The sequence below is a fragment of the Alcaligenes sp. SJTW-7 genome, from assembly GCF_047716895.1.
Lineage (GTDB): Bacteria > Pseudomonadota > Gammaproteobacteria > Burkholderiales > Burkholderiaceae_B > Alcaligenes > Alcaligenes ammonioxydans.
The window spans coordinates 1,672,043-1,698,189 of the sequence record NZ_CP136682.1; the positions used below are offsets into that span (position 1 = coordinate 1,672,043).

Below are 26,147 nucleotides of genomic sequence, written 5' to 3' on the forward strand. Positions count from 1 at the left end.
GAATAATGAATTTATAAATCATTAATAGTGAATAACAAGCACTACGTTCAACGCAGGCTTGCGATGAGCCGAGGCGTTACTCGTCAGGACCGTGGCTTATGCCAGTTAAACCTGGGCGATAGATGCGGTGACGCCTGACTCGTTGGCCGTCGCCTCATGACAGGGTATAAAGATTAAATAAATCATAAATAAAGATTGGTCCTATCAGGTTTTATCATTTTACTTGATGATTGATCGTGTCTATCTTAGCGGCGTGCGGACGGTGACCCGTTCCAGAGCAAGGGCCTTGGCGGGCCCGTCGCTCACTTCTTTGCAAGCCGCGCGGCATTGGCCAGCACTCACGCGTATCGCCCGGCTTACGGTGTGTGTGCTAGGACAGGAGAGGGTCTTCAGTGCTTTTTCAAGGAGGTCGTCATGCAGTTGCGCGACAACGGACTCAGGTTCTCGCCCATTACGATTGTGCTGCACTGGCTGGTCGCAGCCTTACTGCTGTCTATCCTGGGGTTGGAGGTGGCAATGGCCCGAACCGCGGCCCAGGCCTCGTCTGCCCGACTGGAGCCGATACAGAATCTGTTGGGGCTGATGCTCTTTCTGATCTCGGCTTATCGATTCTGGGCCAGGGTGAGCTCGCCTCATCCTTTACCCTTGGGCTCGCCCACGCCGGTACAAGTGATTGTGTCCCGCTCGGTGGCCACCGCCCTGGCATTGGCGATGGTGCTGCTGCCGCTAGCCGTCTGGCTGTCCCGCGCAGCGGCCGGCGTGGGAATTGAGCTGCCCGGTGGCTTGATGCTCCCGGCTCCGATCGGCCCGAGCAAGCCGCTCAAGGCGGTGCTGGACGCTTTGTTCAACATTGGGGCGACGGCTTTTGTGGCCGGGCTTGCTCTACATCTGTTTGGCGCGTTCAGAAACCACCTTGTGCTGAAGAATCAGACCTTGCGCCGCATGTTGGGCAAACAGGTGGAGTTGTGAATCATGGGTGATACAAAACAGACTTTTGCAGGCAATGTCATCACAGACATGTGCGGGGTAGCGTATCCGATTGTTCTGGCGGGCATGGCCGCGATTTCGGGGCCTAAACTGGTGGCCGCGGTAGCAAATGCGGGCGGGGTGGGAGTGTTGGGAGGCTTGCGTCTGGCTCCCAAGGTGCTGCGCGAGTGGCTGCGGGAAACCAGAGGTCTGACCGACAGACCGTTTGGTGTCAATATCGTGCCCCAGTTTGGTGGACCGGCTGTGTTTGAGGCCCAGTTTCAGGTGATTCTTCAGGAGCGGCCCCGACTATTGTCCTTGTTTTATGCCGAGGATGCTGGTGCCGACCTGATTGCCCGCGCCAAAGATGCGGGCATGATCGTCATGGTGCAAACCGGCACGGTGGCTCTAGCCCGTCAAGCGATTGCACAGGGAGCCGATATTGTGGTTGCCCAGGGCAGTGAGAGTGGAGGGCATTTGAATCGTGGCACGGTGGGCTTGATGTCCTTGCTGCCTGCGATTATCGACGTTGCACACGGTTGTCCCGTTCTGGCGGCGGGCGGCATCACGACAAGTCAGGATGTGCGGGCTGCCATGAGCCTGGGCGCGTCGGGGGTGCTGGCAGGTACTGCTTTTTTGGCCAGCGAGGAATCCAATGCGCACCCACTCTACAAACACAGAATTCTGGAGGCAGGTACGGACGATACGGAGTATCGCACTGGTTACTCCTTTGGCTGGCCCTATGGGACGCCGCATCGGGTGATACCCAACCGGGACAGGTGGAATCTGTTGCGTCTGATCGGGGGCGGTGCCAGGGCGATTGATCAGGACAGCGTGGCCAGGAAACTGTCTTTGTATGCCGGTCAGGGGGTGGGCAAAATCCATCGTATTATGCCGGCTGCAGAGCGCGTGGCGGAACTGGCACGGGGCCTGTCCTGAGGCTTTACGGGCAGATGGTTGTGGGAAGGCTGCGCAAGCTCAGCCTTGGGACTGGTGGGGCTAATCGAGGCGTTCGGCCTGGTTTTGCATTGATTTGGGTAATTGGGCGAACTGTGTGTGCGCCAGGGCGAGAAAACTGCGTAGAGCCGAGCTGGGTAGGGTATCCGAACGACGGATGAACACGGTTTTCACCCGGGCTACCTGCGGCGGCAGCTCATGACATTGGATAGGCAGGTGCATGCTGCGGGTTTGGGCAATCGCCTTCGGTAGTAAGCTGATGCCCATGCCCGAGGCCACGCAGGACAGAATGCCGTCCAGGGTGCCCATTTCCATGATCTGATCGGGGACCAGGCCGGCTTGATGGAGCCAGTGTTCCAGCGTAGAGCGGTAAAAGCACCCGGTCCTAAAGACCAGCACGGTTTGCTGGGTGATCTGTTCGATGAGCTCAGAGAGGGAGGGGATGGCCTTGCTGCTGAGCAGAACCAGTTCCTCTTCAAAGACTTCTTCTTGTGACAAGGCAGGATTGTGATGGAGTCCGCCTACAAAGGCGCCGTCCAATTGGTGACTTTCAATCGCTTTGATGAGTTCGGCCGTGGTGCCGGTTTGCAAGGACAATTGAACCTGGGGATAGCGTTCGCGGTACTGAATCAGTAATGGCGGCAAGCGTATGGCAGCTGTAGTTTCCATGGAGCCCAGGCGTAGCAGACCGCGTGGCGTGCCCGTGTCCTGCAAGGCGGCGCGGCTTTCATTGGTCAGTTGCAAGATCCGCTGGGCGTACGTTAGAAAAGTACGCCCCGCCGCTGTGAGTACCACCCCGCTTTTCTGGCGTATGAACAGTTGCTGCCCCAGCTCGGCCTCCAGCTCCTTGACCCGCATGGTGACATTGGACTGCACAGTATGTACTTTCTGGGCGGCAGCGGTAAAGCTGCCCTGTTCGGCCACAGCACAAAAAATCTGTAACTGGCGCATTTCCATACCGACTTCTCCATCGTTAAAAATGATGCCTGGTTTTTTGTTTCATCACTTTATGGTATCCATGCGCGACCGTAAAGAGGTCCTTCAACGCGGATTGCGGTCAGGGAGAGACTTGATGGTACCAAGTACACAGCAATCAGGTACGCGATATTCTGCCCGATCATCCCAATAAGATACAGGTTGCGAGCCCCGCGAGCGTAGGGCTAGCCAGACGGGGTCATACTGGGTCAGTTCCCTAGCTGTGATGAACAAGCTCAGTCTGCCCTAAGCGCTAGGGTGGCGGCCTTGGCCGCCCTCAAGATACTGGATTTGCTGGCGCGAAGGGCAGTGCGAGATTCTTGGCTATGTGCGTTTGTGCAGTCCCGCTGGAAATGGCACATGGGCGGAGCGCGGTTCAGTGCGTCTGCAGATTCAACGTGCCGTCCAGATTGATGCGTTCAAAGTCAGAGACCAATACCTGAATGCGAATATTCCAACTGGCCAGATGAGGCAGTTCAATCGGGTTGACCAGCCACTGGCCCTGCAAGGTAGGGGCAGCCGGAAAAGTAATGGAGGCGATACCGGCCTGCGGGTTGCTGAACGTCACCTCGACCTCTTGGGCTTGAAGGGGGATGAAACCGGGCTGGTGCAAGGTGATGGTCAGGGTGGGTCGGGAGGTAGCCGTGGCTGGGAGATACACCAGATCCGCCATGCCTGTTTCGGTTCGGATATGACTGGCAATGCCGGGCGCGACCCACTGGGCCAGGGACCGGGGAGGTGGGGTAAAACGCCACAAGGCGACGACGGCCAGGATCAGCACGGCCAGCGCGTATTCCAGACGGATCACTCTTTGCAGGGCGTAGCGCGCTCCTTCGCGCTTTTGCATCACGGCCGGGCTCAAGCGATAGCGGTTGTATGCACCCAGGGCCAGCAAAAACGCGACCAGAACCAGCTTGGCGATCAGGACCTGACCATATCGGCTTTCCCAGAGCGAGGCGATCTGATCGAATTGCACGTAGATCAAGGCCACGCCGCTTAGGGTCAGCACCAGCAAGATGCGGGGAATCCAGTGCGAGAACCACCTTACCAGGTGGGGCGGCTTGTCGTGCCTGAGCGTACAGACCAGCGGCAGGAAGGAGCCCACCCACAGTGTCAGTGCCACTCCATGGAGCCAGACGCTGGGCCGCGAGAGCCAAGTGGGACTGGCTGTACTGGCATGGCCGCTGGAAGCCAGCGAGGCTCCCAATAGAACGAGGGCCGCGACGGCCAGCCATGGCTGGGCAGTGGTCCAGACTGCTTTCCAGGAAAGGGCCGCACCAATCAGAGCCATCCAGCCCAGCAGCACTGCCAGGCCCATGGAGCTGGATACACCGGCTGTCCAGGGCTGGGGCTGTAACAGGGCAGAGAGCGGCAAATCCAGGGCATCGATACCCACCAGGCCAAGAGTCAGCAACAAGGCAGCGGCGCCCACGGCGAGCAGAACGGGAAGCCAGTGTCGATGACGGGCAAATGCCCCCTGGGGCGTCGGGCTCAGCGTTTGGTAGACCAGCCCTCCTATCCCTGTGAACAGACTCACATAAGCCACGAATCGGGCCAGCCAGATCAGACCATTTCGCAGGGGATGGCTGTGGGGTGTGGACGTCAGATTGGTGCCTGGTGTGCCAATGGAAAACGTCAGGATTCCGCCAACGGGGTGGCCGTCGGCGGAAATCACCCGCCAGCTCAGGCCGTAGTTGCCTTTGGCCGACAAGGTTGGCAAGGCCAGCTCCAGTCTCTGTTCGTGTGTGACGACGTTCGTGAGCGTCTCGACGGTGCCGTCAGGGCGAATTAATTTGAGCAGCAAGGGTGCCACGGGCTCATTGAAGCGCAAACTGGCGGTTTGCGGGGCCTGCATCAGAATCGTGCCGCTGGCGGGTTTGCTATCCACCAGGGCTGCATGAGCATGCAGTACGGGCGACCAGACCAACAGCAAGAGCAGCACCATCAGCCCTGAGACCAAGGCAAGCCCGCCTGCACGCCCTTGCTGAGTTTGCGTTTGCATAAAATTCTCCTTCAGGCGGATGCGCCCGATCCGTTCGCATCCGCTACCTGGGCTTACGGTTTGGGCAATAGCTGCAATGCCGGCGCGGGGGCGTCCGAATGATTTTTTGTCGGTCGTGAACCGGACTCAGTCTGATCGATCCAGCGCTCCAGTCCTTGCTCACATTCCTGAACGACCGGGAAATGGAGCGTGCTGTTGGGTTGGAGTTCGTCGCTCAAATAGCTGATGAAGACAAATTCGTCGTAATGATCGTCTGGCAATGGGCCACCAGCCCAAATCACTTCCTGGACCCCCGAGCTGACTTTGGCGCCCCAACGGGTGTAGCTTTGCGTGTAATCACCCTTCACGGTTTCCAGTGTCCAACCGGCCTTGGGCTGGGGTTTGACGCCCACTACACCGTCGGGAACACGGACACGGATTTTGGTGGTGGCAGAGCCTTTGCAGCCATGCGGAACCGTCAGAATGGCCTTATAGCTGCTGCCCACGGGGGCTTGCTCGGTGAGCAGTGAAATGTGGGCAACAGCGCCCGAAGCGAACAGCATCGCTGCCATGCCCGCAATGGCACGGGAAGACGTGGAAAAAATCGACATTAAAAACCTCGGCTGGATAGAAAAGTGCAAACCGTCACGGAACGGGGAAACCATCGGCGAGGCTAAAAGGGTGGGGCGCGTGAGCCTAACGGCGGGCCTTGTGCCAGTAACGGCGACCAGGCCCGATGCGTATCGTCCAGCAACACGGCCCGATACCGAATCAGATTATGTAGAGCCGGTGCATCCAGGGCAGGCAGTAAAGCGGCAGAAACCGCCATGCCAAAGGGGCAGTCCTGCTCAGGGTGAGGCGTGTCGGGGTCTGCCTGGCCCTCTTGGTCGAACAGATCAATCCAGAGCGTAGGGGTGGAATGGCTTGCCGTACAAAAGGTAATGGCAAAGCCCTTGCTGTGGGACGGACTGGCAGGCATATAGCCGGCCGGGATAAAGGCGCGACCCACGTAAGCCAGCACAGCCAGGCAAAACAGAATTTGCCAGACTCCGAGCTTGCGACAAACGAGACGAGGACCCAGGGCGCGCATGGGCAAAAGTATATTATAAAATACACAGCGGCCTGATGAGGTCTGCGTCAGCTATAAGGCACCAAATTTCAACGTGTCCTCACGGGGCTGCTTGATGAGGGGCAGGGTTCGCGGCCAGGATACCTGAGTCTGTAGAGCATCCTGGTGTGTGGGCGAGGGGCCTGATACGGCATCGCGGTAGGAAATGTCCGCAACACGCACTCCCCGTCCCGCAGGGCGGGGAGGGGTTTACGCTTGAGAGGGCAGCAGCTCGTTACGGCGTTCGATAATGCGCGAGATCAGGCCATATTCAATGGCTTCCTCGGCACTCATCCATTTGTCACGTTCGATATCGTCACGTACACGCTCGATAGGCTGGCCGGTTTCACGGGCAATCACTTGAGCGATACGTTCGCGCGCTTTCATGATTTCTTGCGCTTGAATGGCCATATCGCTGGCCTGACCGCCGGCGCCACCACTGGGCTGGTGAATCAGAAAACGGGTTTGGGGCAGGCAAACACGACGCTCGCGAGCCGCACCGAGGAACAGGTGGGTAGCGGCACTGCCGACCCAACCCGTCCCGACCATGGTGACAGGCGAGGAAATAAAACGCACTACATCATGGATGGCATCGCCCGATTCCAGATGGCCGCCGGGCGAGGACACGATCATGGTGATGGGGGCGGTGGACTCCGCATCCAGAGCCAGCAGCTTGCGCACGGTTTCCGAGGCGAGTTTGTCCGTGATGGTGCCAAAGACCAGCACTGTGCGGGCGCGGAAGGCTTTTTCTTCCAGGAAAGCGCTGTGTTGAGAGTTGCTGTCAGAGCTGGTTTCTTTTTCTTGGCCAAACATGGGAAAGACTCCAAGGGGTAAGTGGTCTGTCTGCTAAGGAAAATCGATTGCTCGACTATATCCCGGCTGATGGTCTGTGGGTTTTTTGCGCGGCGGTTTGTGTGGTTTTTGGTATCGGGCCACAGGGGACACCATTGCGCTTGGCATAAGCGCCCCGCAAGCAGCGCGGTGTGCCTTGCAAAGCAGTTCATGGTCGCATGCTTGTGGGCGTCTTGATCGCAAGAACAAGACCTGATTATTCTTCCTTTCCGGTTCGCTTGACGGCTAAGACCGCTGGGCACGCCATGGCTTGGCGATGAGCCCTTGCATCAAATTGTGGAGGGGTGATGGCAAAGCCTTTCTGTTGCACGTGGGGCGAGGCTTGCCGTTCAAAAACGATATCGTTCCGCTCACTTCTCAGTGCTCACCGATATTGCTGTTGTTGAAGCTGTGCTTCACATACAGATTGGGCGTAATGCCTTGAAACGCAAAGCGTGGCATGCCCACATTTTGGCCATGGTCGAGCTGTGGCAGATTCTGCCGGAGCAACAATGGCTGCACGAGCAATCGCGCCTGTATCTGGATGCCTTGCTGACGCCCGAGTTAAGTGAGACAGGGCGTTTTGTGGGGCATCTTTATCAGGTTGCGCCGGGGCAGTCGGAGTTAGTGGAGTCGGCTTGCGCCAGCTTCTTTTTACTGGAGGCCTTGCTGGCGCATTTGGCTTGATGGACGGATAGGTCGCTTGCTTGCCCCTTGCGTGATTGCGGGGGGCCGCGATATCGATGGTGTACGTTTCTTTGTGTAAGGCCGGTCCAGAAAACGAGGGTGCCACGTACGATTGCCCTACGTGATACCGATATCCTGTCTTCAAGAAAGAACAGGCCAAAACACAGAATGGGTTTTGGCCTGCGTTGCATTGGACGATGCGGTGGGTCAGGAAATCTGTAAAGACCCGGTCGCACCCATCAGCAGGTCGATCACATCCGGTGCGGTAATAATCTCAAAACGCGGGTCCATTTGCTCGGCGCTCAGGCCGTTATGCAGCATGCAGGACTTGCACACGGCCACGCGCCCACCTTGCTCCAGATACTTCTTTAATAGATCTGCGGCCGGTTCAAAGGGCGCGCCAATATGGATAGGTTCGGCGGCACCGGGTACTCCCAGGGCGACCCCTTCAGCCATCAGAATCAGGCAGGCGCTATGTCCTTTCTGAACGGCATTGAGCGCCATGGTCAGAGCCACGGTCACTTTGTCGGGATTGCCCTGTGCATGAAATAGCGTCGATACGAAAGCAGCGGGTTTAGGCATTACCGTTCTCCTGGTTTATGGTTCAAGACTTGAATTCATTGAAAGCCGCCACCGCATTGGCGGCATACATGACAGAGGGGCCACCGCCCATGTAAATCGCTACCCCCAGTGCTTCATGGACTTCTTCCAGACTGGCATTCATCTGCGCCAGTGCCTTGCTATGAAAGCCTATGCATCCTTCGCAGCGGGTAGCCACACCAATAGCCAAGGCGATCAGTTCTTTGGTTTTGGCATCAACAGCCCCGCCTGCCATGGCCGCCTTGCCCAGGTCTCCAAAGCCTTTCATGACCTCGGGCTGTGTCTGACGCAACTGGGCCAGATTGCCGGAAATGGTGTGGGTCAACTGCTTGTAGCTGGTTTCACTCATGGGTCACTCCCTTGGGATGGAAGAAAAGAAAAATGCCGTCCTTAATGACTTCTTTAATTGAGTATATGCTAAATTAAGCATTAACTAAATTAACAAGTCTGAAACCTTCGCAAAACCATGATCCAACGCAAATCCGACATTGAGCTTTTGCAAGAGAGCGCGCAACAAGCTGCTGCCTTGTTGCAGGCTGTTGGCAACCCTAAGCGCTTGGTCATCTTGTGTTTGTTAATTCAGCAAGGCGAGATGAGTGTGGGCGCCTTGAACGAGATGGTGGCACTTAGCCCATCGGCTTTGTCACAGCATCTTGCTCGGATGCGGCAGGAGGGCTTGGTCAGCTATAGACGACAGGCCCAGACGCTGTACTACCGAATTGAAGACCCGAATGTCGCCAGACTGATTGGCACCCTGAAAGATATTTTCTGTCCCTGAGCCTGTAGGCGGCAGAAAACAGGGCGGGTGACAATGCCCGTTACGCAGGTCATTGCCCGCCGCGTTTTTTCTTGTTTCTTGTGTTGAAAGGATGAGCCATGAAAAGCAATGTAGGTGGTTTTGATCGTATCGCTCGTATCGTTGTCGGGCTGGTGTTGATCGTCCTGGCGGTGACCAACGTGATTGGTTGGTGGGGCTGGCTGGGTCTGATTCCGCTCATTACGGGTCTGGTGGGGGTTTGCCCGCTGTACACCATGCTTGGCCTAAAGAGCTGCCCCTTGAAAAAACGCCTCTAAATCAAGTGCGGCGTGCGCTGAACGAAAGGTCGCTTCGCCGGCTTTTCTGAAGAGGGGCTGCTGCCTTCGGAAAGCCGGCCCGCCGCACTGAAACCGGGTTTATTGCTGCCGGGCAGGCTGCGCCGGGGGCGTCCGGCTGGCCTTTTCGCCAATCTATGATACAAATCTAATCAATGAGGACATTGTTTAGGTGTATTTATGTCTGGCAACATCGCTGAGACGGGCAAGAGCAAAAAGATTTTGATCATTGCTGGCCCGAACGGGGCAGGCAAGACGACGTTTGCGCGCTCTTTCCTTCCGGTTGAGGCGGAGGTGCCACGTTTTATCAATGCCGACCTGATCGCGGCCGGCTTATCGCCGTTTGCGCCAGAGAGTGCTGCCATCAAAGCTGGACGCCTGATGCTCGACGAGCTCAAAGAAGCGGTTCGTCTGGGCGAGAGTTTTGCGCTGGAGACAACCTTGTCCGGCCAGGCGTATGTCCGCCATATTCAACAGTGGCAGGCACTCGGTTATAGAGTCAGTCTGTATTTTTTAAGTCTGCCCGATGCGGAGATGGCGATCGCACGGGTGGCAGAACGGGTTCGGCAAGGTGGACATAATATTCCCGAAGCCGTCATTCGTCGCCGCTTTGCGGCTGGCATGAAGAACTTCCTGCATCATTATCGGGACACCGTGGATGACTGGGTTTTATACGATAACGCGGGCAGTGTGCCAGTCTTGCTGGAGTGGGGAGAGAAAGATGAATAAAGAAGATATTTCCAAAGCAAAAAATCCGGACTTGCGGGCTTCCTTGGCCGCCTTGGAACGCGCTGCACAGTCGGCCCGTTTTGTGGCCATACAAACCAATACCTCGGTGGTGCTGGTGGAGAACGGCAAAATGATCAAGCTGTCGGCAGAGCAACTGCGGCAGGAAGTCTGCAAGCGCTAAGGGGGCTGGCGCTTATCGCCGTTCTAGTGAGCTTGAGCCCGATTGTTTGACCGAGCGTGGCCATCTTTTACATGTCGGCCACCAGGCTTTTGATCGCCTCGATATACCAGGCCTGATCATTTATCCTGTGCGTCAGAATAATCGGTGAGGTCGCCTGCGCTTCTTCGATCAAGCGATAGTGCAGATCGTTGCGCAGGCGTGCCGAAGTAGGAATCAGGCACAGTCCCGAATCGGCAGCCACCAGCCCCAAGGCGGCTTGAATTTCCCCCGCTTCATAGACTTCAGCCGGACGCACGCTGTGGTCGTGCAGCAGGTGCAGCACGTGATCGGCAAAGCTGGGCCTGGGCTCTTTGGGATAGACAATCAACTTTTGCCCTTGCACTTTTTTCAAGCTCACAGCCTTGTCCGAACTGGCCAGATCCGAGCTGGGGGGAATGGCCAGGGCCAGTTGCTCTTCCCGCAACACCGTTCTTTGCACGGACGCATCATTGAGCCGTATTCGACCGAACCCCACATCAATCCGTCCTGACTTCAAGGCCTCCAGTTGCTGCATGGATGTCAGCTCCACGGTTTGCAAGTCGACTTCCGGGTACTGATGGCGCAGTTTGCGCATTAGCGCGGGCAGGCCGCCATACAGGGTGGAGGCGACAAAGCCAATCGACAGGGTTTGGCGCTGATTCAGCCCGATCTGCCGAGTGGTGTGTACGAGTTGGTCCACCCGGCTCAGAATCTGCAAGGACTGTTCATAAAACACCCGCCCCGCCTCCGTCAGCCGCAGAGGTCGGGAATTGCGCAGCAGCAAGGTCACACCCAGCTCTTCTTCCAACTGTTGGATCTGTCGGCTCAGCGGTGGCTGGGCCATGTGCAGGCGTTCGGACGCCCGGGTGAAGTTGCGGGTTTCGGCTACAGCGACAAAGTACTTGAGTTGGCGTAGATCCATAAGGGAAAACCATACCTGAGCTGGATTGATGGAGTTTAGATTCTTGATTTTTAATATTTATATCAGAAACTATACCTGTAAGGTATGGAACTAGACCTATTTAGTCTTGGAAAGAGCAGGGCTGATTCGTGTTCAATCAAGGCATGGAACACACGCAATCTTCTCAACTATTAGCAGCGCCGGCCCTGATCGAGCGGGTGGAGACTTTGCTGCTGGATCTGCCCACGATCCGACCTCATCAATTGGCGATGACGACCATGCAAGGCCAGACCTTGATGCTGGTGCGTTTGTATTGCTCGGACGGTTCGGTGGGGGTGGGCGAGGGTACGACCATCGGTGGTCTGGCCTATGGCGCGGAATCGCCCGAGGGTATGAAGCTGGCCATCGACACCTATTTCACCCCTTTGCTGCTGGGAGCCAATGCCAATGCGGTGCCGGCCATCATGGCTCGTCTGAACACGGCGATTCAGGACAACCGTTTTGCCAAGAGTGCGGTGGAAACGGCGCTGTTTGATGCCCTGGGCAAGCGTGCCGGTCTGCCGGTTTCGCACCTGCTGGGCGGCCGCATGCGCGACAGCCTGCCTGTTGCCTGGACACTGGCGTCGGGTGACACCGCCAAGGACATTGATGAGGCCGAGCGCATGTTGGCCCAGGCACGTCACCGTATTTTCAAACTCAAAATTGGTCGTCGTCCCGTCAAGGATGATGTGGCGCACGTGGCTGCCATCAAGAAGGCGTTGGGCGATCGCGCCGAAGTGCGTGTGGACGTGAACATGGCCTGGAGCCCCTTGCAGGCTCAGCATGGTTTGGCTGGTCTGGTGGATGCAGCTTGCTCCTTGGTGGAGCAGCCGGTACGACGCGCCGAGGCGATGGCTGAGCTGAAAGGCCGCTTTCCGATTGCTTTGATGGCCGATGAGTCCCTGACTGGCCCGGCCTCCGCCTTTGCGCTGGCACGCGACGGTGCAGCGGATGTGTTTGCAATCAAGATTGAACAGTCTGGCGGTTTGCGGGCTGCCATGCAGGTTGCGGCCATTGCTGAAGCAGCGGGGATTGAGCTGTATGGCGGCACGATGCTGGAAGGGGCGATCGGCACGATTGCGGCGGCTCATGTGTTTGCCACCGTCAACCAGTTGCAGTGGGGCACGGAGTTGTTCGGGCCTTTGCTCTTGACCGAGGAAATTCTGGCAGAGCCACTCAAATACAGCAATTTTGAATTACAGATACCTCAAGGGCCGGGTTTGGGTATCGTACTGGACGAGGATCGTGTCCAGTATTTCCGTCGCGACAGGACACACGTCAGTGTTGGCTCGGCTGCCTAGGCGCATCGGCAAGCCAGTCGTAGCGGCGTTGCTGGGAACACTTTTTTCAGGATATTAGGAGACACAGAATGAGCGTTAAGATTTTCGATACCCCCGATGTACAGGACTTCCTGCGTTTGGCCTCGGGCCTGGATCAACCCGGTGGCAATCCACGCGTCAAGCAGATCATGCACCGCATCATCAGCGATCTGTTCAAGACCATTGAAGATCTGGAAATCACCAACGACGAATACTGGGCGGCGATCGCCTATCTAAACCGTTTGGGCACCGCCAGCGAAGCGGGCCTGTTGTCCCCCGGTCTGGGCTTTGACCGTTTCCTGGACATGCGCATGGATGCGCTGGACAAGGAACTGGGTCTGGACAACGGGACCCCCCGTACCATTGAAGGCCCCTTGTACGTGTCGGGCGCTCCGGTGGAGCACGGTTTTGCCCGTCTGGACGACGGTTCCGATACCGCGGGTGAAACCCTGATCATGCATGGTGTGGTCGCGGGTGCGGATGGCAAGCCAATTGCGGGTGCCCAGGTTGAAGTCTGGCACGCCAACACGAAGGGCTTTTACTCCCACTTTGACCCCACTGGCGAGCAACAAGCTTTTAATATGCGTCGCACCATCATTACCGATGAGAATGGTCGCTACAAATTCCAGAGCATTGTGCCCAAGGGTTACGGCTGTCCTCCCGATGGCCCAACCCAAGGCTTGCTCAACGAGCTGGGCCGTCACGGCAACCGTCCTGCGCATATTCACTTCTTTGTGACGGCTCCCGGCCACCGTAAACTGACCACGCAGATCAATATTGATGGCGATCCGCTGGTGTACGACGACTTTGCCTATGCCACCCGTGAAGGTCTGGTTCCGCCCCTGACCGAGCAGACGGACCCCGCCCGCATCGCGGCTGAAAACCTGGATGGTCCTTTTGCAGAGATCGTGTTTGATATTGCCTTGACCCCGCTGGTCGACGGTAAGGACAACCAGATTGTGAATCGTCCGCGTCTGGCCGCCTAAGTTCTGCATCAGTCCAGCGCCCGCGTTTACTTGTTAAACGGGGCGTTGGGCTGATTTGTTTTTGCTGTGCCTGACGTCAGGGCTGAGCCCATCCGTAGCGTCAGCGCTTTATACGGAGAACGGAGTGATCGATAAACAGGTAAGCAGTGTTGCACAGGCTTTGCATGATGTGCAGGACGGCGCCACGATTCTGGTCGGTGGTTTTGGAACGGCTGGCATACCCACGGAGCTGATCGACGGTTTGATCGAGCAAGGCGCTCGCGACCTGACCATCGTCAACAATAATGCAGGTAACGGCGATGTGGGGCTGGCGGCCTTACTCAAGACTGGCCGGGTCCGCAAGATTATCTGCAGCTTTCCCCGTCAGGCAGACTCCTGGGTATTTGATGATCTGTATCGCAGTGGCAAGATCGAGCTGGAGCTGGTGCCGCAGGGCAATCTGGCCGAACGGTTGCGCGCTGCTGGTGCAGGCATCGGCGGCTTTTTTTGCCCTACAGGCTATGGTACGGAATTGGCCAAGGGCAAGGAAACACGTTTGATCAACGGACGCTGGCATGTCTATGAAGAGCCCATTCACGGCGATGTCGCCCTGATCAAGGCCGAACGGGGAGACCGTTGGGGGAATTTGACTTACCGCATGGCGGCGCGCAACTTCGGTCCGGTCATGGCGACGGCGGCGCGCACCACGATTGCCAGTGTGTTCGAGCTGGTTGAGCTGGGTCAGCTGGACCCTGAAACCATCGTGACGCCGGGCATTCATGTGCGTCGCGTCGTGGTGGTGCCACGCAGTCGCACAGAAGCAGGCGGGTTCAAGGCATGAATGGACAGAGCATGAAAGAGGACAGCATGACACTCAGTTATCAACGTCGCAGCAAAGACGAATTGGCGCAGCGCGTCGCCCGGGACATTCATGACGGTGCCTATGTGAATCTGGGTATTGGCATGCCGACGTTGGTCGCCAATCATTTGCCCGCTGGCGTGGAAGTCGTTTTGCACAGTGAGAACGGTATTTTGGGCATGGGCCCGGCACCGGCTGCCGGTCAGGAGGATTACGACCTGATCAATGCGGGCAAGCAGGCGGTGACTCTCCTGCCCGGGGGCGCATTTTTCCATCATGCCGACAGTTTCGGCATGATGCGGGGCGGTCACCTGGATATTTGTGTGCTGGGTGCTTTCCAGGTGTCGGCCACGGGTGATCTGGCCAATTGGAGTACCGGCGAACCGGGCGCGATCCCAGCGGTCGGCGGTGCCATGGACCTGGCGATTGGCGCCAAACAGACTTGGGTCATGATGGATGTGTTGACCAAGCAAGGTGCGAGCAAGCTGGTGGAGCATTGCACCTATCCCCTGACGGGGCTTGCCTGCGTCAAACGCGTTTACACCGATTTGGCTACCTTGGCCTGCACGCCGGACGGTTTGCAGTTGATCGATCTGGTGCCCGGTTTGACCCATGACGCTCTGGAGGAAATGATTGGTTTGCCCATCGCCCCAGCTGCGCGGGAAGAAGAGCAATGACAGGCAGCACTGGCATCTTGAATACCGCACAGGGCAGGTTCCGCGTCAGCGTGCAAGGCGATCCGCTGGCTCCGGCCCTGATTCTGAGCAACTCCCTGGGCACCACACACGAGATGTGGGACCCACAGGTGGCAGGTTTCGCCCAGTCTTATCGCCTGATTCGTTATGACACTCGTGGTCATGGCGGCAGCCCGGTGACTCCTGGCCCATACTGTTTCAAGGATTTGGGGCGTGATGTGCTGGCGATTCTGGATGCGCTGGATATTGAACGCGCTGCGTTTTGCGGCCTGTCCATGGGGGGGCACACCGGTTTATGGTTGGGGGTGAATGCGCCGGAGCGCTTGAATGCGTTGATCGTGTGCAACAGTGCGGCCAAGATTGGTACCGCCCAAGCCTGGCAGGAACGCGCCGAGGCGTTGCGTCAAGGCGGTGCCGCTCAGATGCGTACCTTGGCCGATTCGGCGCCGTCGCGCTGGTTCGGTGAGGCCTTCATCCAGCAATCGCCGCAGTTGGTCAAAGCCATGCAGGACGCTCTGGCCAAGCTGGACCCCCTGGGTTATGCCGCTTGCTGTGATGCCTTGGCCGAGTCGGATCTGCGTGATCAGATCAGCCGTATTGCGGCACCGACGTTACTGGTCGCGGGCCAGTGGGACCCGGTTACAACGGTTGCCGATGCCCAGGCCATGCAAGCCCGTATTCCTGGTTCCACCGTGGCGGTCGTACCGGCCTCGCATCTGTCCAACCTGGAAGCGCCCGAAGCCTTCGAGCGTGCCGTACTGAATTTTTTAGCCCAGGCCTAAGTGCCCGAGCGCTTGTTTTTAGAAAGGAACACCATGCTTTATCTGGTACACATGATTGTTGATATCCCTGACTCCCTGCCGGCCGAAGAGGCTGCTCGCATCAAGGCCGAAGAAAAAGCCTACTCGCAGGATCTGCAACGTTCTGGCAAGTGGCCGCATATCTGGCGTGTGGTGGGTCAGTACGCCAACTACAGCGTGTTCGATGTAGAGAGCAATGAAGAGCTGCACAATCTGCTCAGTGCCTTGCCCTTGTTCCCCTATATGCAGATCAACGTGACACCCTTGGCCACCCACCCGTCGGCCATTTAAAACCTGACTGTCCTATACGGCTCAGAATATGGCTGCCTTGCGGACACCTTGCTGGTCCGGAGGCGGCCAGCGATAAGAAGCATGCCCGTGCCATACTTTTGCCCTGTGCCCTGCTGTGGGGGGTGACCACAAGAAGATCTCCCGCGTGGTGCTTTGGGCTTGCGGTTGCTTGGCAGGGCGTTTGTTCCTGGGGACGGGCCAATAATAAAAAAACCAGGCTGCGATCCCAGCACGGCCTAGGGCCGTGTCCGTTGACTATGCTGATAACCCGTCTGGGGAGACAAAACGATGGGATTGAAAACTGGTTCGGCATCCGTTTGGGTGGCGGGGTTTTTGTCGGTCTTGATTGCCTATGCCGGACCCTTGCTGATCTTTATCCAGGCCGCACAGGTCGGACGAATTGCCCAGGCAGAGCTGATTTCCTGGGTTTGGGCCATTTCCATAGGTGCCGGCCTGAGCGGCTTAATCCTGAGTGCGTGGTTAAAGCTGCCCATTATTACCGCCTGGTCTGCACCGGGCACGGCCTTGCTGTTGACCCTGTTTCCCGGCATCACCATGCCCGAAGTGGTGGGCGCGTATCTCAGCGCCGCCCTGATTATCGTCCTGATTGGTTTGAGCGGTGGCTTTGAGAAGATTCTCTCTTTTATTCCTAAAGGAATCGCCGCCGGCATGATGGCCGGTATTTTGTTGCAGTTCGGGCTGGCGACGTTCCAGGCCAGTGGCGAAATGCCCGCTATCGTGCTGGTGATGGTGGCGGTGTATGTGCTGGGCAAACGCCTCTTGCCGCGTTATGCGATTGTCCTGGTGGCCTTGTCGGGATTCGGGATGGCAATGCTCAGCGGACAGGTGCAACTGGACGCTTTTGAGTTGGCGCTGGCCAGCCCGGTCTGGATCAGTCCCGCATTCAATATCGCGACCCTGCTCAGTCTGACCTTGCCCCTGGTGCTGGTCAGTTTGACAGGCCAGTACCTGCCTGGCATGGCGGTACTGCAATTGGCCGGCTATCCCACACCGTCACGCCCCATTCTTGTCGGCACGGGTTTGGCCTCGATAGGGATGGCCTGCTTTGGCGGCATCACCACCGTGTTGTCCTCGATTACTGCGGCCTTGTGTACTGGCAAGGATGCCCATCCCGATCCAGGCAGGCGTTATATGGCCGGTGTCGCCAATGGCGTGTTTTATCTTTTGGGCGGCACCTTTGCCGGCTCAATTGTGTATTTGTTTACTGCCTTACCCGCCTCGCTGATCGCGGCGCTGGCCGGTCTGGCACTGATTGGAGCCATTGTGGCCAATATGCGGGCAATGACCAGTGAGGATGCTTATATCGAGCCGTCTGTCATTACGTTTTTGACAAGCGCCTCGGGCATGAGTCTGTTTGGGCTGGGTGCCGCCTTTTGGGGCGTGGTCTTTGGCCTGCTGGCCTATTGGGTGCTGGGCTCTGGCAAAAATGAGAAAAGGAAGAGACTATGAATCAGTTGGCAGTATCCCTCGATCATGTCTGGGACGCCGTGTTGGCCGTGCTGCCGCAGCGCCGCTGGGACCTGGACCGTCTGCGCGTCCTCCTCCAAAAAGAGGTGCCGCCCACCGTGACCGTGGTCGGCAAATACAATCACGGCAAAAGCCGTTTGCTCAATGAGTTGATGGGCAGCGATATTTTCAATGTGGCCGACCGTCGCGAAACGATTTCGCTGGCCGAGCATGTGCATGAAGGTGTGCGCTGGTTGGACGCACCGGGTCTGTACGCAGACGTGGCCTTGCAAGATGATGCGCTGGCTCGCGAGGCGCTGGGTTTGCAGGCTGATATCCGCCTCTTTGTCCACGCAGCCAAAGAAGGTGAGCTGGACGCGTTGGAAAGCAGCTTGTTGCAGGAGTTGTCCGCAGATCACCAGCGTTCGCGGCGTCAGACTCTGTTGGTGATCAGCCAGATCGACCAATTGGCCGACGAGCAGCAGCAAGAGAAAGTGCTTGATTCGATTGCACAGCAATGCCCAGGCTGCTTGCTACACCCCGTCTCCAGCACCCGTTATCGTCAGGGCCGCGACGGTGGCAAGCCGCGCATGCTGGAGAAAAGTGGCATTCCGGCTTTGCAGGCTTCTTTGGAAGCCGCCTTGAAGCGTGTGCCGCAAGCCCGCGAGTTCGAGCGTGACGCCTTGCTGACCGAGCTGACGCAAGAATTGAGCGCCTTGCAGCAGATGCAAGAGCAAAGTCTGCACAGCCTGCAGCAGACGCAAAGGCAGCAGCATATTGATTTTGTTGAGGGTTTGCGCAAGGTTCTGGAAGGCATCGAGAAGGATCTGGAACCGCTGGTCAATGCCGCGGGGGTGGACCATTCGCTGGTGCCGGATACGGCCGAATTCGGCTTCAAGATGACAGCGGGCAAGCAAGAGCGTGCCCGGTTGCAGATCGCCTATTCGCGTGCGTGTATTGCGATCAATAGTCATCTGGTGGAATACGGTGCCGTGGGTTTACCCGCAGCGCAACGGACCTCGGTGCGCAGTATGGACACCGTCATGATTGCGGTGATGGGTGTGTCGGTGAAGTACCGTGCCGATCTGCGCCGCATCTTCTGTGAGCAGGCCGGGCGCGACAAACTGGTCCAGGATTTCACCCATTATTTTGAGATTTCGGATGGCCGCAGGGCGTTGGAAGCACAGATCGAGACAAGCCAGAAACAGCTTCAGCAGACCCGCCAGGCTCTGGAGGAATTGGCGCTCTTGGAGGGTGTCTGATGTCAGCGGAAAGCATCCTTATCCGGGCAATCGCCGATCTGCAGCCTGCCTGCCAGGAAAGTCAGCCCGCTATTACCAGAATGGAACAGTGGTTGACGGAATTGGAGCAAGCCACCTTGACCCAGGTCTTGTCCGACACTGGATTGCATGAGCAGGGGACTTTGGCGCGCGCGGTCGGGCATTTGAACCAGCAGCTACAGGAACACCGGGCAGGCTGGGCGACCTCGTGGACTGCGTTGATACCAGCGCAAGAGCTGGCGGAGCGTTTCCGCGACCGTATCATGCTGCTGGTGTTCGGCTCCTTTAATGCCGGGAAAAGTTCCTTGTGCAACTTCCTTGCCGAGCGGTTTCGCCGTCATGGGCAGCGTGTGGATTTTTTTCGTCTGGAAAAGGGGCAGTTGCAGGCCATGCCCGAGGGTTTTCAGGAAGGCGCTACAGAAACCACCGTGGCCTTGCAAGGCGTTTGTCTAGGCGACAAGCTGGTCTTGCTCGATACCCCCGGCCTGCATTCGGTCAATGCCCATAACGCGGCGTTGACACAGCAGTTTCTGGAAAGCACGGATGCACTTTTGTGGCTGAGCAGTTCCAGTGCGCCGGGGCAAGTTCATGAGCTGGAGGATCTGCGGGTGGAATTGCGCCGCAACAAGCCTTTGCTGCCTGTAATTACCCGCAGTGATCGCATTGAGGAAGATGAGATCGACGACGAGATCGTCAAAGTGCTTTGCAACAAGACAGCTGATAATCGTCAACTGCAAGAAGAGGACGTCATGACGCGGGCAGCGCAGGCCCTGAGCCATTGGGGGCTGGACAGGGATGTGCTCAAACCGGCTGTGTCCCTGTCTGTTCACATGGCGCGCAGCCAACAGGATGAAGAGCAGGGGTTGGAGCAGGCGGGGTTTGCACGTTTATACGTGGCACTGCAAAACATGCTGGAGCCCGCTTTGGCCTACAAGCGACGCAAACCTGCTGAACTGCAATTACATCATCTAGAAGAGGCTATTCTGGAGCCCTTGACGGTGGAGATGGAACAGGCCGCTGCCCGACTGCATCAACGTATCCAAGAGCAAAGGCTTGTTTTGCAGGATGCCGTACACCTATTGGCCGAAGGTAGCTGGCGGCGGGTGGTGCCCCAATTGCCTGCAGTGCTTGAACAACATGCGGCCCAGCAAGATGTGGCCGCCGTGCGTAACGATCTCGCCCAGAATCTGGGCAAGGAATTTGCCGAGTTAAGCCGGACTGCCTTGGCGAACTTTCAGCTGTCGCAGCCAGACTTGCCGACGCTGAATCTGCCTGCTCATATAGGCTATGACGTTTTCCAGGAGCCGGGGGGAGGGCAGGCGCCACTGATCGACTACAACCGCCTGTACATCAGCTTGAGTGAGGCGGTGATGAATAGCGCCCAAGAGAGGGCGGTACAGGTGGTGGAGCAGGCTGAACAACGCCTGGAGCAGCTCACGCAGGAGCTGATTCAATTGGAAAACGCCGTGGCTGAGCGGGTCCAGGCCTTGGAGGCGATCAAACAGGATGTACAAACTGCGTGAGGCAGCATTAATTCGGTTTAGCATCGCACTATAAAGTACAAAAAGCAGGCTGGATTGCCATCCAGCCCCACGCTGATCGCATAGATTGTGGTTTATTTGTTGAATTGCTAATGAGAATTGTTATCGTTTCTGTTTTTGTATTTTAAATCGCAGATGAAGTCGCTATGATGGTTGATACGGCATCCATGCCTTTGCAGGAGCGGTTTTGCAGCTCTTTGCGTCTGTCATAGGCATACCTGGATGGCGTCATTTTCTGGGGGTGCATGGCGATGAAACTGAAATCAAGTCTCTATTTTTCGCCCAATAAGGGAATATCGCCGAACTGGCGCCAACACTTGCGCCTGTGGGTTGGACTCATCATTTCCATGGGGGGCGTCTGGGCGATCTGTCATCAGTTCTGGTTGTACGCGCAAGATCACCCGGTGGTTTTACAGGCCCTGGTAGGAGGCTCCATCGCGGCACTGGCTACGGCGCTAGGCACCATACCCGTCATGTTTTCTCAAACCATGTCGCAGCGCACGCAAGATACGCTGTATGGTTTTGGGGCGGGGGTGATGTTGGCTGCCTGTGCCTTTTCGCTGGTTTTGCCGGGGCTGGAAGCGGCAAAGCAACAGCAGGTGTTTGGCCCTGGCGCCTGGGGGGCGGGTTTGGCTGTCGGCTTGTCAATCCTGCTGGGCGCTGCTGCTTTAATGCTGCTGGATCGTATCCTGCCTCATGAGCATTTCATCAAGGGGCGTGAAGGTTCGAGCCGCTCCTCCTCGGCTACCATGCGTCGAGCTTGGCTGTTTGTCATCGCCATTACCTTGCACAACTTCCCGGAAGGCTTGGCGATTGGGGTGGGATATGTAGGTAATGAAGGCGTACGTGCCAATGCCTTGGCCACAGGGATTGCCATTCAGGACGTGCCTGAAGGGCTGGTGGTAGCACTGGCTTTGCTGGCGGCGGGATACAGCCGTACGTTTGCGGTGGTTCTAGGCATGGCCAGCGGTCTGGTTGAGCCCTTAGGGGCGGTGCTCGGTGCCGTTGCTGTCAGCAGTTCGCTGATGCTGCTGCCTTTTGGTTTAGGCTTTGCCGCTGGTGCCATGCTGTTTGTCATCAGTCATGAAATTATTCCGGAATCACACCGACAAGGGCATGAAAGCTTTGCAACCGGCGGTCTGATGATAGGTTTTGTCTTGATGATGTTGCTGGATACTGCATTGGCTTAGGTGTGGCCATGCGGGAAAAAATAGCCTGAACAAGCCGGCCTTGATTCAGGCTATTTTCTGGCTTTGGCTACAGAGCTGAGCATGGCGGTCCGCCCCGCTTTTGTTCGACACGGCCCTTGCCCCATAGCCGGTGACTCCCGCATGACCAAGGCACGGCAGGCAGTCCAAACAGCCGCCCATAAAGCCCTATACTAAAGCCCCTGTTCGGGGTAGTGCCCGACTTGTTTTTCATCCCGCCCCGTCAGCGCATCTTGTAACTGTCCGGGCGCTTCTTTGGCAGTGATTTCCAGCATGCTACGCATAGACAATCTCAGTAAAAACTATGGTGACTATCCCGTTTTCAAGGGACTGACTCATACATTTCAGCCAGGCTGCGTGGCGCTCTGTGAAGAAGACAGTACCGGCAAGTCCACCTTGCTGAACATCATCGCTGGCTTGCTCGAACCAGATACGGGGGACGTGTGGGTAGATGGGCATTCGCTAATGAAAGCCCCCCGACGAGCACGCGCCCGCATGGCGTATGTGCCCGACAACTGCATGTTGTTTCCGTCTCAGACTGGCCGAGCGCTGCTGGAGCAAATCGCCACAGAAAAGCAGACCCACGTGGATGACACTGTACTGGATCTGGCCTGTCGCTTGGGCTTGGAACCGCACCTGGACAAGCGCTTTGAGCAGATGTCGACCGGAACGCGGCGCAAGGTGTTTCTGACGGCGGCCGCCTTAGGTGACCCGGCTGTAATCATTGCTGATGGCCCGAGCAATGGCCTGGATATGCAGGCTCGTGCTGCCTTGGCTGAACAGTTTCAGATCTGGTCACACGATCGTGTTGTGCTGTTCGCCAGCTACGATGCCGAGTTGGTTGAGGCATGCAGCGCAAGAATAATCAATGTTGCAGAGCTGGTTTAAGCCTTGGCCATTGCGCGTCGTCTATACATACATCAGCTCAACGAGAGAGGCAGAAATCACCCACGGCAAACGAGTGTCCTCTGCCTTTTTTGCCGTGAGGGCTGTCTGATCAGTTCATAAATTCGGCAATCCTACGGATTCGTTCTGTTGTCTAAATCCCTACTATGGTTGTGCCACACAAACCAAAATAAAGGAGACGACATGGCAACAGGATACATCTGGAACACGCTTTACGGCTGGGTGGATACTGGTACGGGCAGTCTTGCCTCGGCCAATCTGGGAGCTTGTTTACAGCCGATCAGCCACCACCTGGCTCATCCTGATACGAAGCGCCGCTTTCACGAGCTGGTTTGCGCCTCCGGTCAAATTGATCATCTGACCAGCATCCAGGCCAAGCCGGCACGCGACAAGGATATTTTGCGTGTTCATACGGCCGAGCATCTGGAAAACATGAAACGCGTCAGCGCCTTGCCCACCGGGGGCGACACCGGGGACGGTATTACCACCATGGGCAATGGCGGGCTGGAAATTGCCATGCTGTCTGCGGGTGGCGCCATTGAGCTGGTCAAGAAAGTGGTCAGCCGTGAAGTCAGCAACGGCTATGCGCTGGTCAATCCTCCCGGCCACCATGCACCCCGCGCCGGGGCAATGGGTTTTTGCATTTTCAATAATACCTCGGTAGCGGCGGCCTATGCCCGCGAGGAGCTGGGTCTGGATCGTGTCGCGATTCTGGATTGGGACGTGCACCACGGGAATGGTACGCAGGATATCTGGTGGAATGACCCTTCTGTTCTGACCATTTCCCTGCACCAGCATCTGTGCTTCCCGGCCAATAGCGGCTTCACGACTGAGCGCGGTGAGGGTGAAGGCCTGGGCTACAACTTGAACATCCCCCTGCCTCCTGGCGGCGGGAATGCCGCTTACCTTTATGCTATGGAGAAAGTGGTGCTGCCTGCGCTGCGCACTTACAAGCCGCAGCTGATTATCGTGGGCTCGGGTTTTGATGCCAGCATGATGGACCCCTTGGCGCGCATGATGGTGACAGCGTCCGGTTTCCGCCAGATGGCGCGTCAAATCATTGACTGTGCCGAAGAGGTTTGTGAAGGCCGTATCGCTTTTGTGCAGGAAGGGGGTTACAGCCCACATTACTTGCCATTTTGCGGCCAGGCCGTGATTGAAGAACTGACCGGGGTACGCACGCTGGCTGATCCTTACGCGGAGTTCCTGGGAGGGATGGGCGGCGACACGCTCTTGGATGCGGAGCGCGCTAGCGTGGATGAAGCCGCAACCTTGTTGAGTGGACTGCGTTAATTCCTGAAGTGCCTGGCTGGACCGGCATCCCGGACTGCTTCTTTAGTGGCACAGTCCGGGCACCGCCGCCAGGATCGCACCCTGTGCATCCGGCACATACCAGTGATTCAGAGCCGCTTTAACAGCGGCTTCGGTGCGTCTGGTAATGCCCAGCTTGCGTAGCAAGGACGTAACATGCGAATGGACGGTGCGCTCACTCAGAAACAGCTTGGCGGCGATTTCCCGATCGGTGTGGCCCGTAAGCAGCCAGCTCAGTACCTGCATTTCCTTTGCGCTCAGACCACCAGGCAAATCAGCGGGCACCAGTCGCAGCAGCACATCTCCTTTCGGAAAGCGCTGTGCCTGTAAACGGTAGCTTTGTCTGCCTTCCAGCCAGAAAGCCTGCAGCGTGGAGGTTTGCCGATCCATGAATGACAGGGCTTTGAACAGCGTACCGCTGATTGCGTTCGCCTGTGCTTGCATATCCTCGCGCACGACCAGCCCGCCGGCCTGGGGTACCAGATGCAAAATGGTGCCTTGGTGCCAGGCCATATTCTGCATGGCCTCCTCCAGCAAGACCTTGGCGCCCAGGGCCAGTGTGCGAACGTGGCGATTGAAGCTTCCTGCATGTTGAGAGGAGAAGTGAATCATCCCCAAATAGGAATCTCCACGCTGCAACTCGACCGTCATCCCATCCTGAAACCCGCCACGCAGCAAGGCATCGGTATAGATGGCGGTGCTGCGAAAAGGCGGATTCATGGCGTCCGAGCATTCTGAAATGGAGGGTGGTAGCAAATCGTGGGGAGAGGCTTGGGCTGTGAAGCCTGGTGCATAGATCTGCGGAAAACCCGTCCCCAAGGCAGAGGCACAGTTCAGGTTATAGCCTTCGCAATGCAATTCCAGATGCGTACGGCTTTGCGGCGCGCACCCCAGAAGTTGCACCGCATCGAAGTGAAACAGAGAACGCAGGGATTGAATACGATCGCAGAGACTCAACATGTGGGGGCCTGAGGACGGGTGTGATAAGGGTGCTGATAATTAACATAGCGTTTGATGATGGTGAGCGCAATCGGGCCAAACCCAGACTCGACGTCAGCCTTGTGTAGGGCTGGGTTCACAACGCAAAAACCCTCCAAAGGAGGAGGGTTGCGTGCAACAGGAGACACGCCAAAGCGCTTGGTGCCAGCTATCGTTAAATAGGAAGATAGGGGGATGAGGGGCTGGAAAATGACAAACAGTAAACCCGTTTTATGTAAGGGCTTCCAAATATCTTCTTAGCACTTCGGGCCAATTGATCACTTGAAAGAAAGCCGCAATGTATTCGGGCCGTCGATTTTGATACTTCAGATAGTAGGCGTGTTCCCACACGTCCAGACCCAGAATGGGCGTGTTGCCGTGCATCAGCGGGCTGTCCTGATTGCCGGTGCTCTCCACCACCAGTTTCTTTTCGGGTGTCACACTCAGCCAGGCCCAGCCACTGCCAAAACGTGAAATCGCCGCTTTGGTAAAGGCATCCTTGAAGTGCGCGAAGCTACCCAGATCCCGGTCTATCGCATGCGCCAGAACCTTGGGAAGGGTGGTGTCGGCATCGGGTGTCATGACGGTCCAGAACAGGCTGTGATTGGCGTGACCGCCTCCATTGTTGCGCACGATATTGCGCAGGGGTTCAGGCACGGTATCCAGGCCGGCTATCAGTTGATCAATAGGCGGGTAGGGCAGCTTGGCCGCCTCCAGTGCCGCATTCAGATTATTGATATAGGTCTGATGATGTTTGCTGTAGTGAATCTCCATGGTCCGGGTGTCGATATGCGGCTCCAAAGCATGGTAGGGATAAGGCAGGGCAGGTAAGGTATAAGGCAAAACGCACTCCTCGATAAACCCCAGGTCAGTCGCATGTGGGGGACACCATGAAACTTAATGAGAAAAAGAGCGCTCCTGCGGGCTGACCGCCCCCAAGAACAGGGCAGAGCAGGTCGCGACATGATGGGGATAGCGACGTGCATAGCGCGCCAGCTCGGCATACGTGCGTCGGCTATGTTGCCAGGCAGCCATGCGCCAGTCATCAGCCAGGTGGGTGTTGGCTGCGGCGCAGCACAAGGTTTCATGCGCGGTGCACAGGTGCAGACCCTGCTCGTCGCTTTGACCCAGCTGTTCGCAGGCATCGGCCAGATTCAAATGGGCAATGACCCAGGCGGCAATGGTGGCGTCAGCTCCATCCGAAGCATTAAACAGCAGGGGCCGGACAGACGCGCGAGCTTGTTGATAGTGCGCCAGGGCGTTGGTGTAATTTCGAGACTGGAAGGCCAGGTTTCCCTGTGCAATCCAATGGCGCCAGCAGGCCAGTTCGTCGCGCTGGCTCAGGGCGTGGTGGGGCGGTTGAACGGGTGTCTGCATGCGGGGCTCCTGCTAAAAGGGCGGTGCATCAATAATGAAATTAATGATAATGATTTGCATTTATAATTACAAGAAAAACAGTGAG

At 57.2% G+C, this 26,147-nt stretch carries 30 protein-coding genes; 19 read left to right on the forward strand and 11 right to left on the reverse strand.

Annotated features, from left to right (window positions below; all coding sequences use genetic code 11):
• Positions 1–414: 414 nt before the first annotated feature.
• Together RSQ48_RS07485 and RSQ48_RS07490 are read left to right on the forward strand one after the other, a co-directional pair.
• Entirely contained in the window at positions 415–969 is a 555-nt protein-coding gene (locus RSQ48_RS07485) for a cytochrome b (RefSeq protein ID WP_003801291.1), read from the forward strand.
• 3 nt (positions 970–972) lie between these two features.
• On the forward strand, positions 973–1,905 hold the full coding sequence (locus RSQ48_RS07490; protein WP_003801290.1) for an NAD(P)H-dependent flavin oxidoreductase: 933 nt from the start codon (positions 973–975) through the stop codon (positions 1,903–1,905).
• 60 nt (positions 1,906–1,965) lie between these two features.
• Here RSQ48_RS07490 and RSQ48_RS07495 read toward each other — a convergent pair whose 3' ends face one another.
• From RSQ48_RS07495 to RSQ48_RS07515, 5 genes are all read right to left on the reverse strand, one after another.
• On the reverse strand, positions 1,966–2,880 hold the full coding sequence (locus RSQ48_RS07495; RefSeq protein WP_415302291.1) for a LysR substrate-binding domain-containing protein: 915 nt from the start codon (positions 2,878–2,880) through the stop codon (positions 1,966–1,968).
• A 394-nt stretch (positions 2,881–3,274) separates the two neighbouring features.
• Positions 3,275–4,900, reverse strand: coding sequence for a CopD family protein (locus RSQ48_RS07500; RefSeq protein ID WP_415302292.1), 1,626 nt, complete (start codon positions 4,898–4,900; stop codon positions 3,275–3,277).
• A gap of 53 nt (positions 4,901–4,953) precedes the next feature.
• The gene (locus RSQ48_RS07505; RefSeq protein ID WP_415302293.1) at positions 4,954–5,490 is read right to left on the reverse strand and encodes a YcnI family protein; all 537 of its coding nucleotides are present in this window, start codon (positions 5,488–5,490) and stop codon (positions 4,954–4,956) included.
• Between the two features lie 62 nt (positions 5,491–5,552).
• Positions 5,553–5,969 carry a DUF2946 domain-containing protein gene (locus RSQ48_RS07510; RefSeq protein WP_415302294.1) on the reverse strand — a complete coding sequence of 139 codons (417 nt, stop codon included), beginning with the start codon at positions 5,967–5,969 and terminating at the stop codon, positions 5,553–5,555.
• A gap of 228 nt (positions 5,970–6,197) precedes the next feature.
• The gene (locus RSQ48_RS07515) at positions 6,198–6,800 is read right to left on the reverse strand and encodes an ATP-dependent Clp protease proteolytic subunit (protein ID WP_131071644.1); all 603 of its coding nucleotides are present in this window, start codon (positions 6,798–6,800) and stop codon (positions 6,198–6,200) included.
• Between the two features lie 459 nt (positions 6,801–7,259).
• Between RSQ48_RS07515 and RSQ48_RS07520 the strand changes: the two genes are divergently transcribed.
• On the forward strand, positions 7,260–7,505 hold the full coding sequence (locus RSQ48_RS07520) for a hypothetical protein (protein WP_165477556.1): 246 nt from the start codon (positions 7,260–7,262) through the stop codon (positions 7,503–7,505).
• 207 nt (positions 7,506–7,712) lie between these two features.
• On the opposite strand, the gene RSQ48_RS07525 is transcribed toward RSQ48_RS07520, so the two are convergent.
• Together RSQ48_RS07525 and RSQ48_RS07530 are read right to left on the reverse strand one after the other, a co-directional pair.
• The gene (locus tag RSQ48_RS07525; protein ID WP_003801247.1) at positions 7,713–8,087 is read right to left on the reverse strand and encodes a DsrE family protein; all 375 of its coding nucleotides are present in this window, start codon (positions 8,085–8,087) and stop codon (positions 7,713–7,715) included.
• Between the two features lie 22 nt (positions 8,088–8,109).
• The gene (locus RSQ48_RS07530) at positions 8,110–8,454 is read right to left on the reverse strand and encodes a carboxymuconolactone decarboxylase family protein (RefSeq protein WP_003801244.1); all 345 of its coding nucleotides are present in this window, start codon (positions 8,452–8,454) and stop codon (positions 8,110–8,112) included.
• Positions 8,455–8,571: 117 nt separating this feature from the next.
• Here RSQ48_RS07530 and RSQ48_RS07535 point away from each other — a divergent pair, with 117 nt between their 5' ends.
• The 4 genes from RSQ48_RS07535 to RSQ48_RS07550 all read left to right on the forward strand — a co-directional run bounded on the left by RSQ48_RS07535 (position 8,572) and on the right by RSQ48_RS07550 (position 10,107).
• A complete protein-coding gene (locus tag RSQ48_RS07535; RefSeq protein WP_003801242.1) occupies positions 8,572–8,883 on the forward strand; it encodes an ArsR/SmtB family transcription factor in 312 nt (103 codons plus the stop codon).
• Between the two features lie 98 nt (positions 8,884–8,981).
• The gene (locus RSQ48_RS07540) at positions 8,982–9,179 is read left to right on the forward strand and encodes a DUF2892 domain-containing protein (protein ID WP_131071646.1); all 198 of its coding nucleotides are present in this window, start codon (positions 8,982–8,984) and stop codon (positions 9,177–9,179) included.
• Between the two features lie 198 nt (positions 9,180–9,377).
• Entirely contained in the window at positions 9,378–9,926 is a 549-nt protein-coding gene (locus RSQ48_RS07545; RefSeq protein WP_003801238.1) for a zeta toxin family protein, read from the forward strand.
• Positions 9,919–10,107, forward strand: a complete 189-nt coding sequence (locus RSQ48_RS07550) for a hypothetical protein (protein WP_003801236.1) — start codon at positions 9,919–9,921, stop codon at positions 10,105–10,107. The genes RSQ48_RS07545 and RSQ48_RS07550 overlap by 8 nt, the downstream gene beginning before the upstream one ends.
• 67 nt (positions 10,108–10,174) lie before the next feature.
• Here the strand turns inward: RSQ48_RS07550 and RSQ48_RS07555 are convergent, their stop codons facing one another.
• The gene (locus RSQ48_RS07555; protein WP_415302295.1) at positions 10,175–11,047 is read right to left on the reverse strand and encodes a LysR family transcriptional regulator; all 873 of its coding nucleotides are present in this window, start codon (positions 11,045–11,047) and stop codon (positions 10,175–10,177) included.
• Between the two features lie 143 nt (positions 11,048–11,190).
• Between RSQ48_RS07555 and RSQ48_RS07560 the strand changes: the two genes are divergently transcribed.
• The 12 genes from RSQ48_RS07560 (at position 11,191) to RSQ48_RS07615 (ending at position 23,689) form a co-directional block, all read left to right on the forward strand.
• Positions 11,191–12,366: a muconate/chloromuconate family cycloisomerase gene (locus RSQ48_RS07560; RefSeq protein WP_207307409.1), complete on the forward strand. Its 1,176-nt coding sequence runs from the start codon at positions 11,191–11,193 to the stop codon at positions 12,364–12,366.
• Positions 12,367–12,434: 68 nt separating this feature from the next.
• Positions 12,435–13,370, forward strand: a complete 936-nt coding sequence (gene catA, locus RSQ48_RS07565) for a catechol 1,2-dioxygenase (RefSeq protein ID WP_003801229.1) — start codon at positions 12,435–12,437, stop codon at positions 13,368–13,370.
• Positions 13,371–13,494: 124 nt separating this feature from the next.
• Complete coding sequence (locus RSQ48_RS07570; RefSeq protein ID WP_131071649.1) at positions 13,495–14,190, forward strand: 3-oxoacid CoA-transferase subunit A; 696 nt, start codon at positions 13,495–13,497, stop codon at positions 14,188–14,190.
• Positions 14,187–14,885 (forward strand): 3-oxoacid CoA-transferase subunit B, encoded by a 699-nt coding sequence (locus RSQ48_RS07575; protein ID WP_003801224.1) that lies wholly within the window; start codon positions 14,187–14,189, stop codon positions 14,883–14,885. The genes RSQ48_RS07570 and RSQ48_RS07575 overlap by 4 nt, the downstream gene beginning before the upstream one ends.
• Positions 14,882–15,685, forward strand: a complete 804-nt coding sequence (gene pcaD, locus RSQ48_RS07580; RefSeq protein ID WP_415302296.1) for a 3-oxoadipate enol-lactonase — start codon at positions 14,882–14,884, stop codon at positions 15,683–15,685. Before RSQ48_RS07575 ends, pcaD begins: the two co-directional genes overlap by 4 nt.
• A 33-nt stretch (positions 15,686–15,718) precedes the next feature.
• The gene (catC, locus tag RSQ48_RS07585) at positions 15,719–15,994 is read left to right on the forward strand and encodes a muconolactone Delta-isomerase (RefSeq protein ID WP_003801221.1); all 276 of its coding nucleotides are present in this window, start codon (positions 15,719–15,721) and stop codon (positions 15,992–15,994) included.
• Between the two features lie 288 nt (positions 15,995–16,282).
• Positions 16,283–17,464, forward strand: a complete 1,182-nt coding sequence (locus RSQ48_RS07590; protein WP_415302297.1) for a benzoate/H(+) symporter BenE family transporter — start codon at positions 16,283–16,285, stop codon at positions 17,462–17,464.
• A complete protein-coding gene (locus tag RSQ48_RS07595; protein WP_415302298.1) occupies positions 17,461–18,723 on the forward strand; it encodes a GTPase in 1,263 nt (420 codons plus the stop codon). Before RSQ48_RS07590 ends, RSQ48_RS07595 begins: the two co-directional genes overlap by 4 nt.
• Complete coding sequence (locus RSQ48_RS07600) at positions 18,723–20,264, forward strand: dynamin family protein (RefSeq protein ID WP_415302299.1); 1,542 nt, start codon at positions 18,723–18,725, stop codon at positions 20,262–20,264. Before RSQ48_RS07595 ends, RSQ48_RS07600 begins: the two co-directional genes overlap by 1 nt.
• A gap of 269 nt (positions 20,265–20,533) precedes the next feature.
• Entirely contained in the window at positions 20,534–21,472 is a 939-nt protein-coding gene (locus RSQ48_RS07605; protein ID WP_165477557.1) for a ZIP family metal transporter, read from the forward strand.
• 291 nt (positions 21,473–21,763) lie between these two features.
• The gene (locus RSQ48_RS07610) at positions 21,764–22,378 is read left to right on the forward strand and encodes an ABC transporter ATP-binding protein (protein WP_415302300.1); all 615 of its coding nucleotides are present in this window, start codon (positions 21,764–21,766) and stop codon (positions 22,376–22,378) included.
• A 201-nt stretch (positions 22,379–22,579) separates the two neighbouring features.
• On the forward strand, positions 22,580–23,689 hold the full coding sequence (locus tag RSQ48_RS07615; protein ID WP_415302301.1) for a class II histone deacetylase: 1,110 nt from the start codon (positions 22,580–22,582) through the stop codon (positions 23,687–23,689).
• A 42-nt stretch (positions 23,690–23,731) separates the two neighbouring features.
• On the opposite strand, the gene RSQ48_RS07620 is transcribed toward RSQ48_RS07615, so the two are convergent.
• The 3 genes from RSQ48_RS07620 to RSQ48_RS07630 form a co-directional block, all read right to left on the reverse strand.
• Positions 23,732–24,667 (reverse strand): helix-turn-helix transcriptional regulator, encoded by a 936-nt coding sequence (locus tag RSQ48_RS07620; protein ID WP_415302302.1) that lies wholly within the window; start codon positions 24,665–24,667, stop codon positions 23,732–23,734.
• Between the two features lie 249 nt (positions 24,668–24,916).
• Positions 24,917–25,528, reverse strand: coding sequence for a superoxide dismutase (locus RSQ48_RS07625; RefSeq protein WP_003801205.1), 612 nt, complete (start codon positions 25,526–25,528; stop codon positions 24,917–24,919).
• A gap of 54 nt (positions 25,529–25,582) precedes the next feature.
• Positions 25,583–26,062, reverse strand: coding sequence for a hypothetical protein (locus RSQ48_RS07630; protein ID WP_003801203.1), 480 nt, complete (start codon positions 26,060–26,062; stop codon positions 25,583–25,585).
• Between the last annotated feature and the right edge of the window lie 85 nt (positions 26,063–26,147).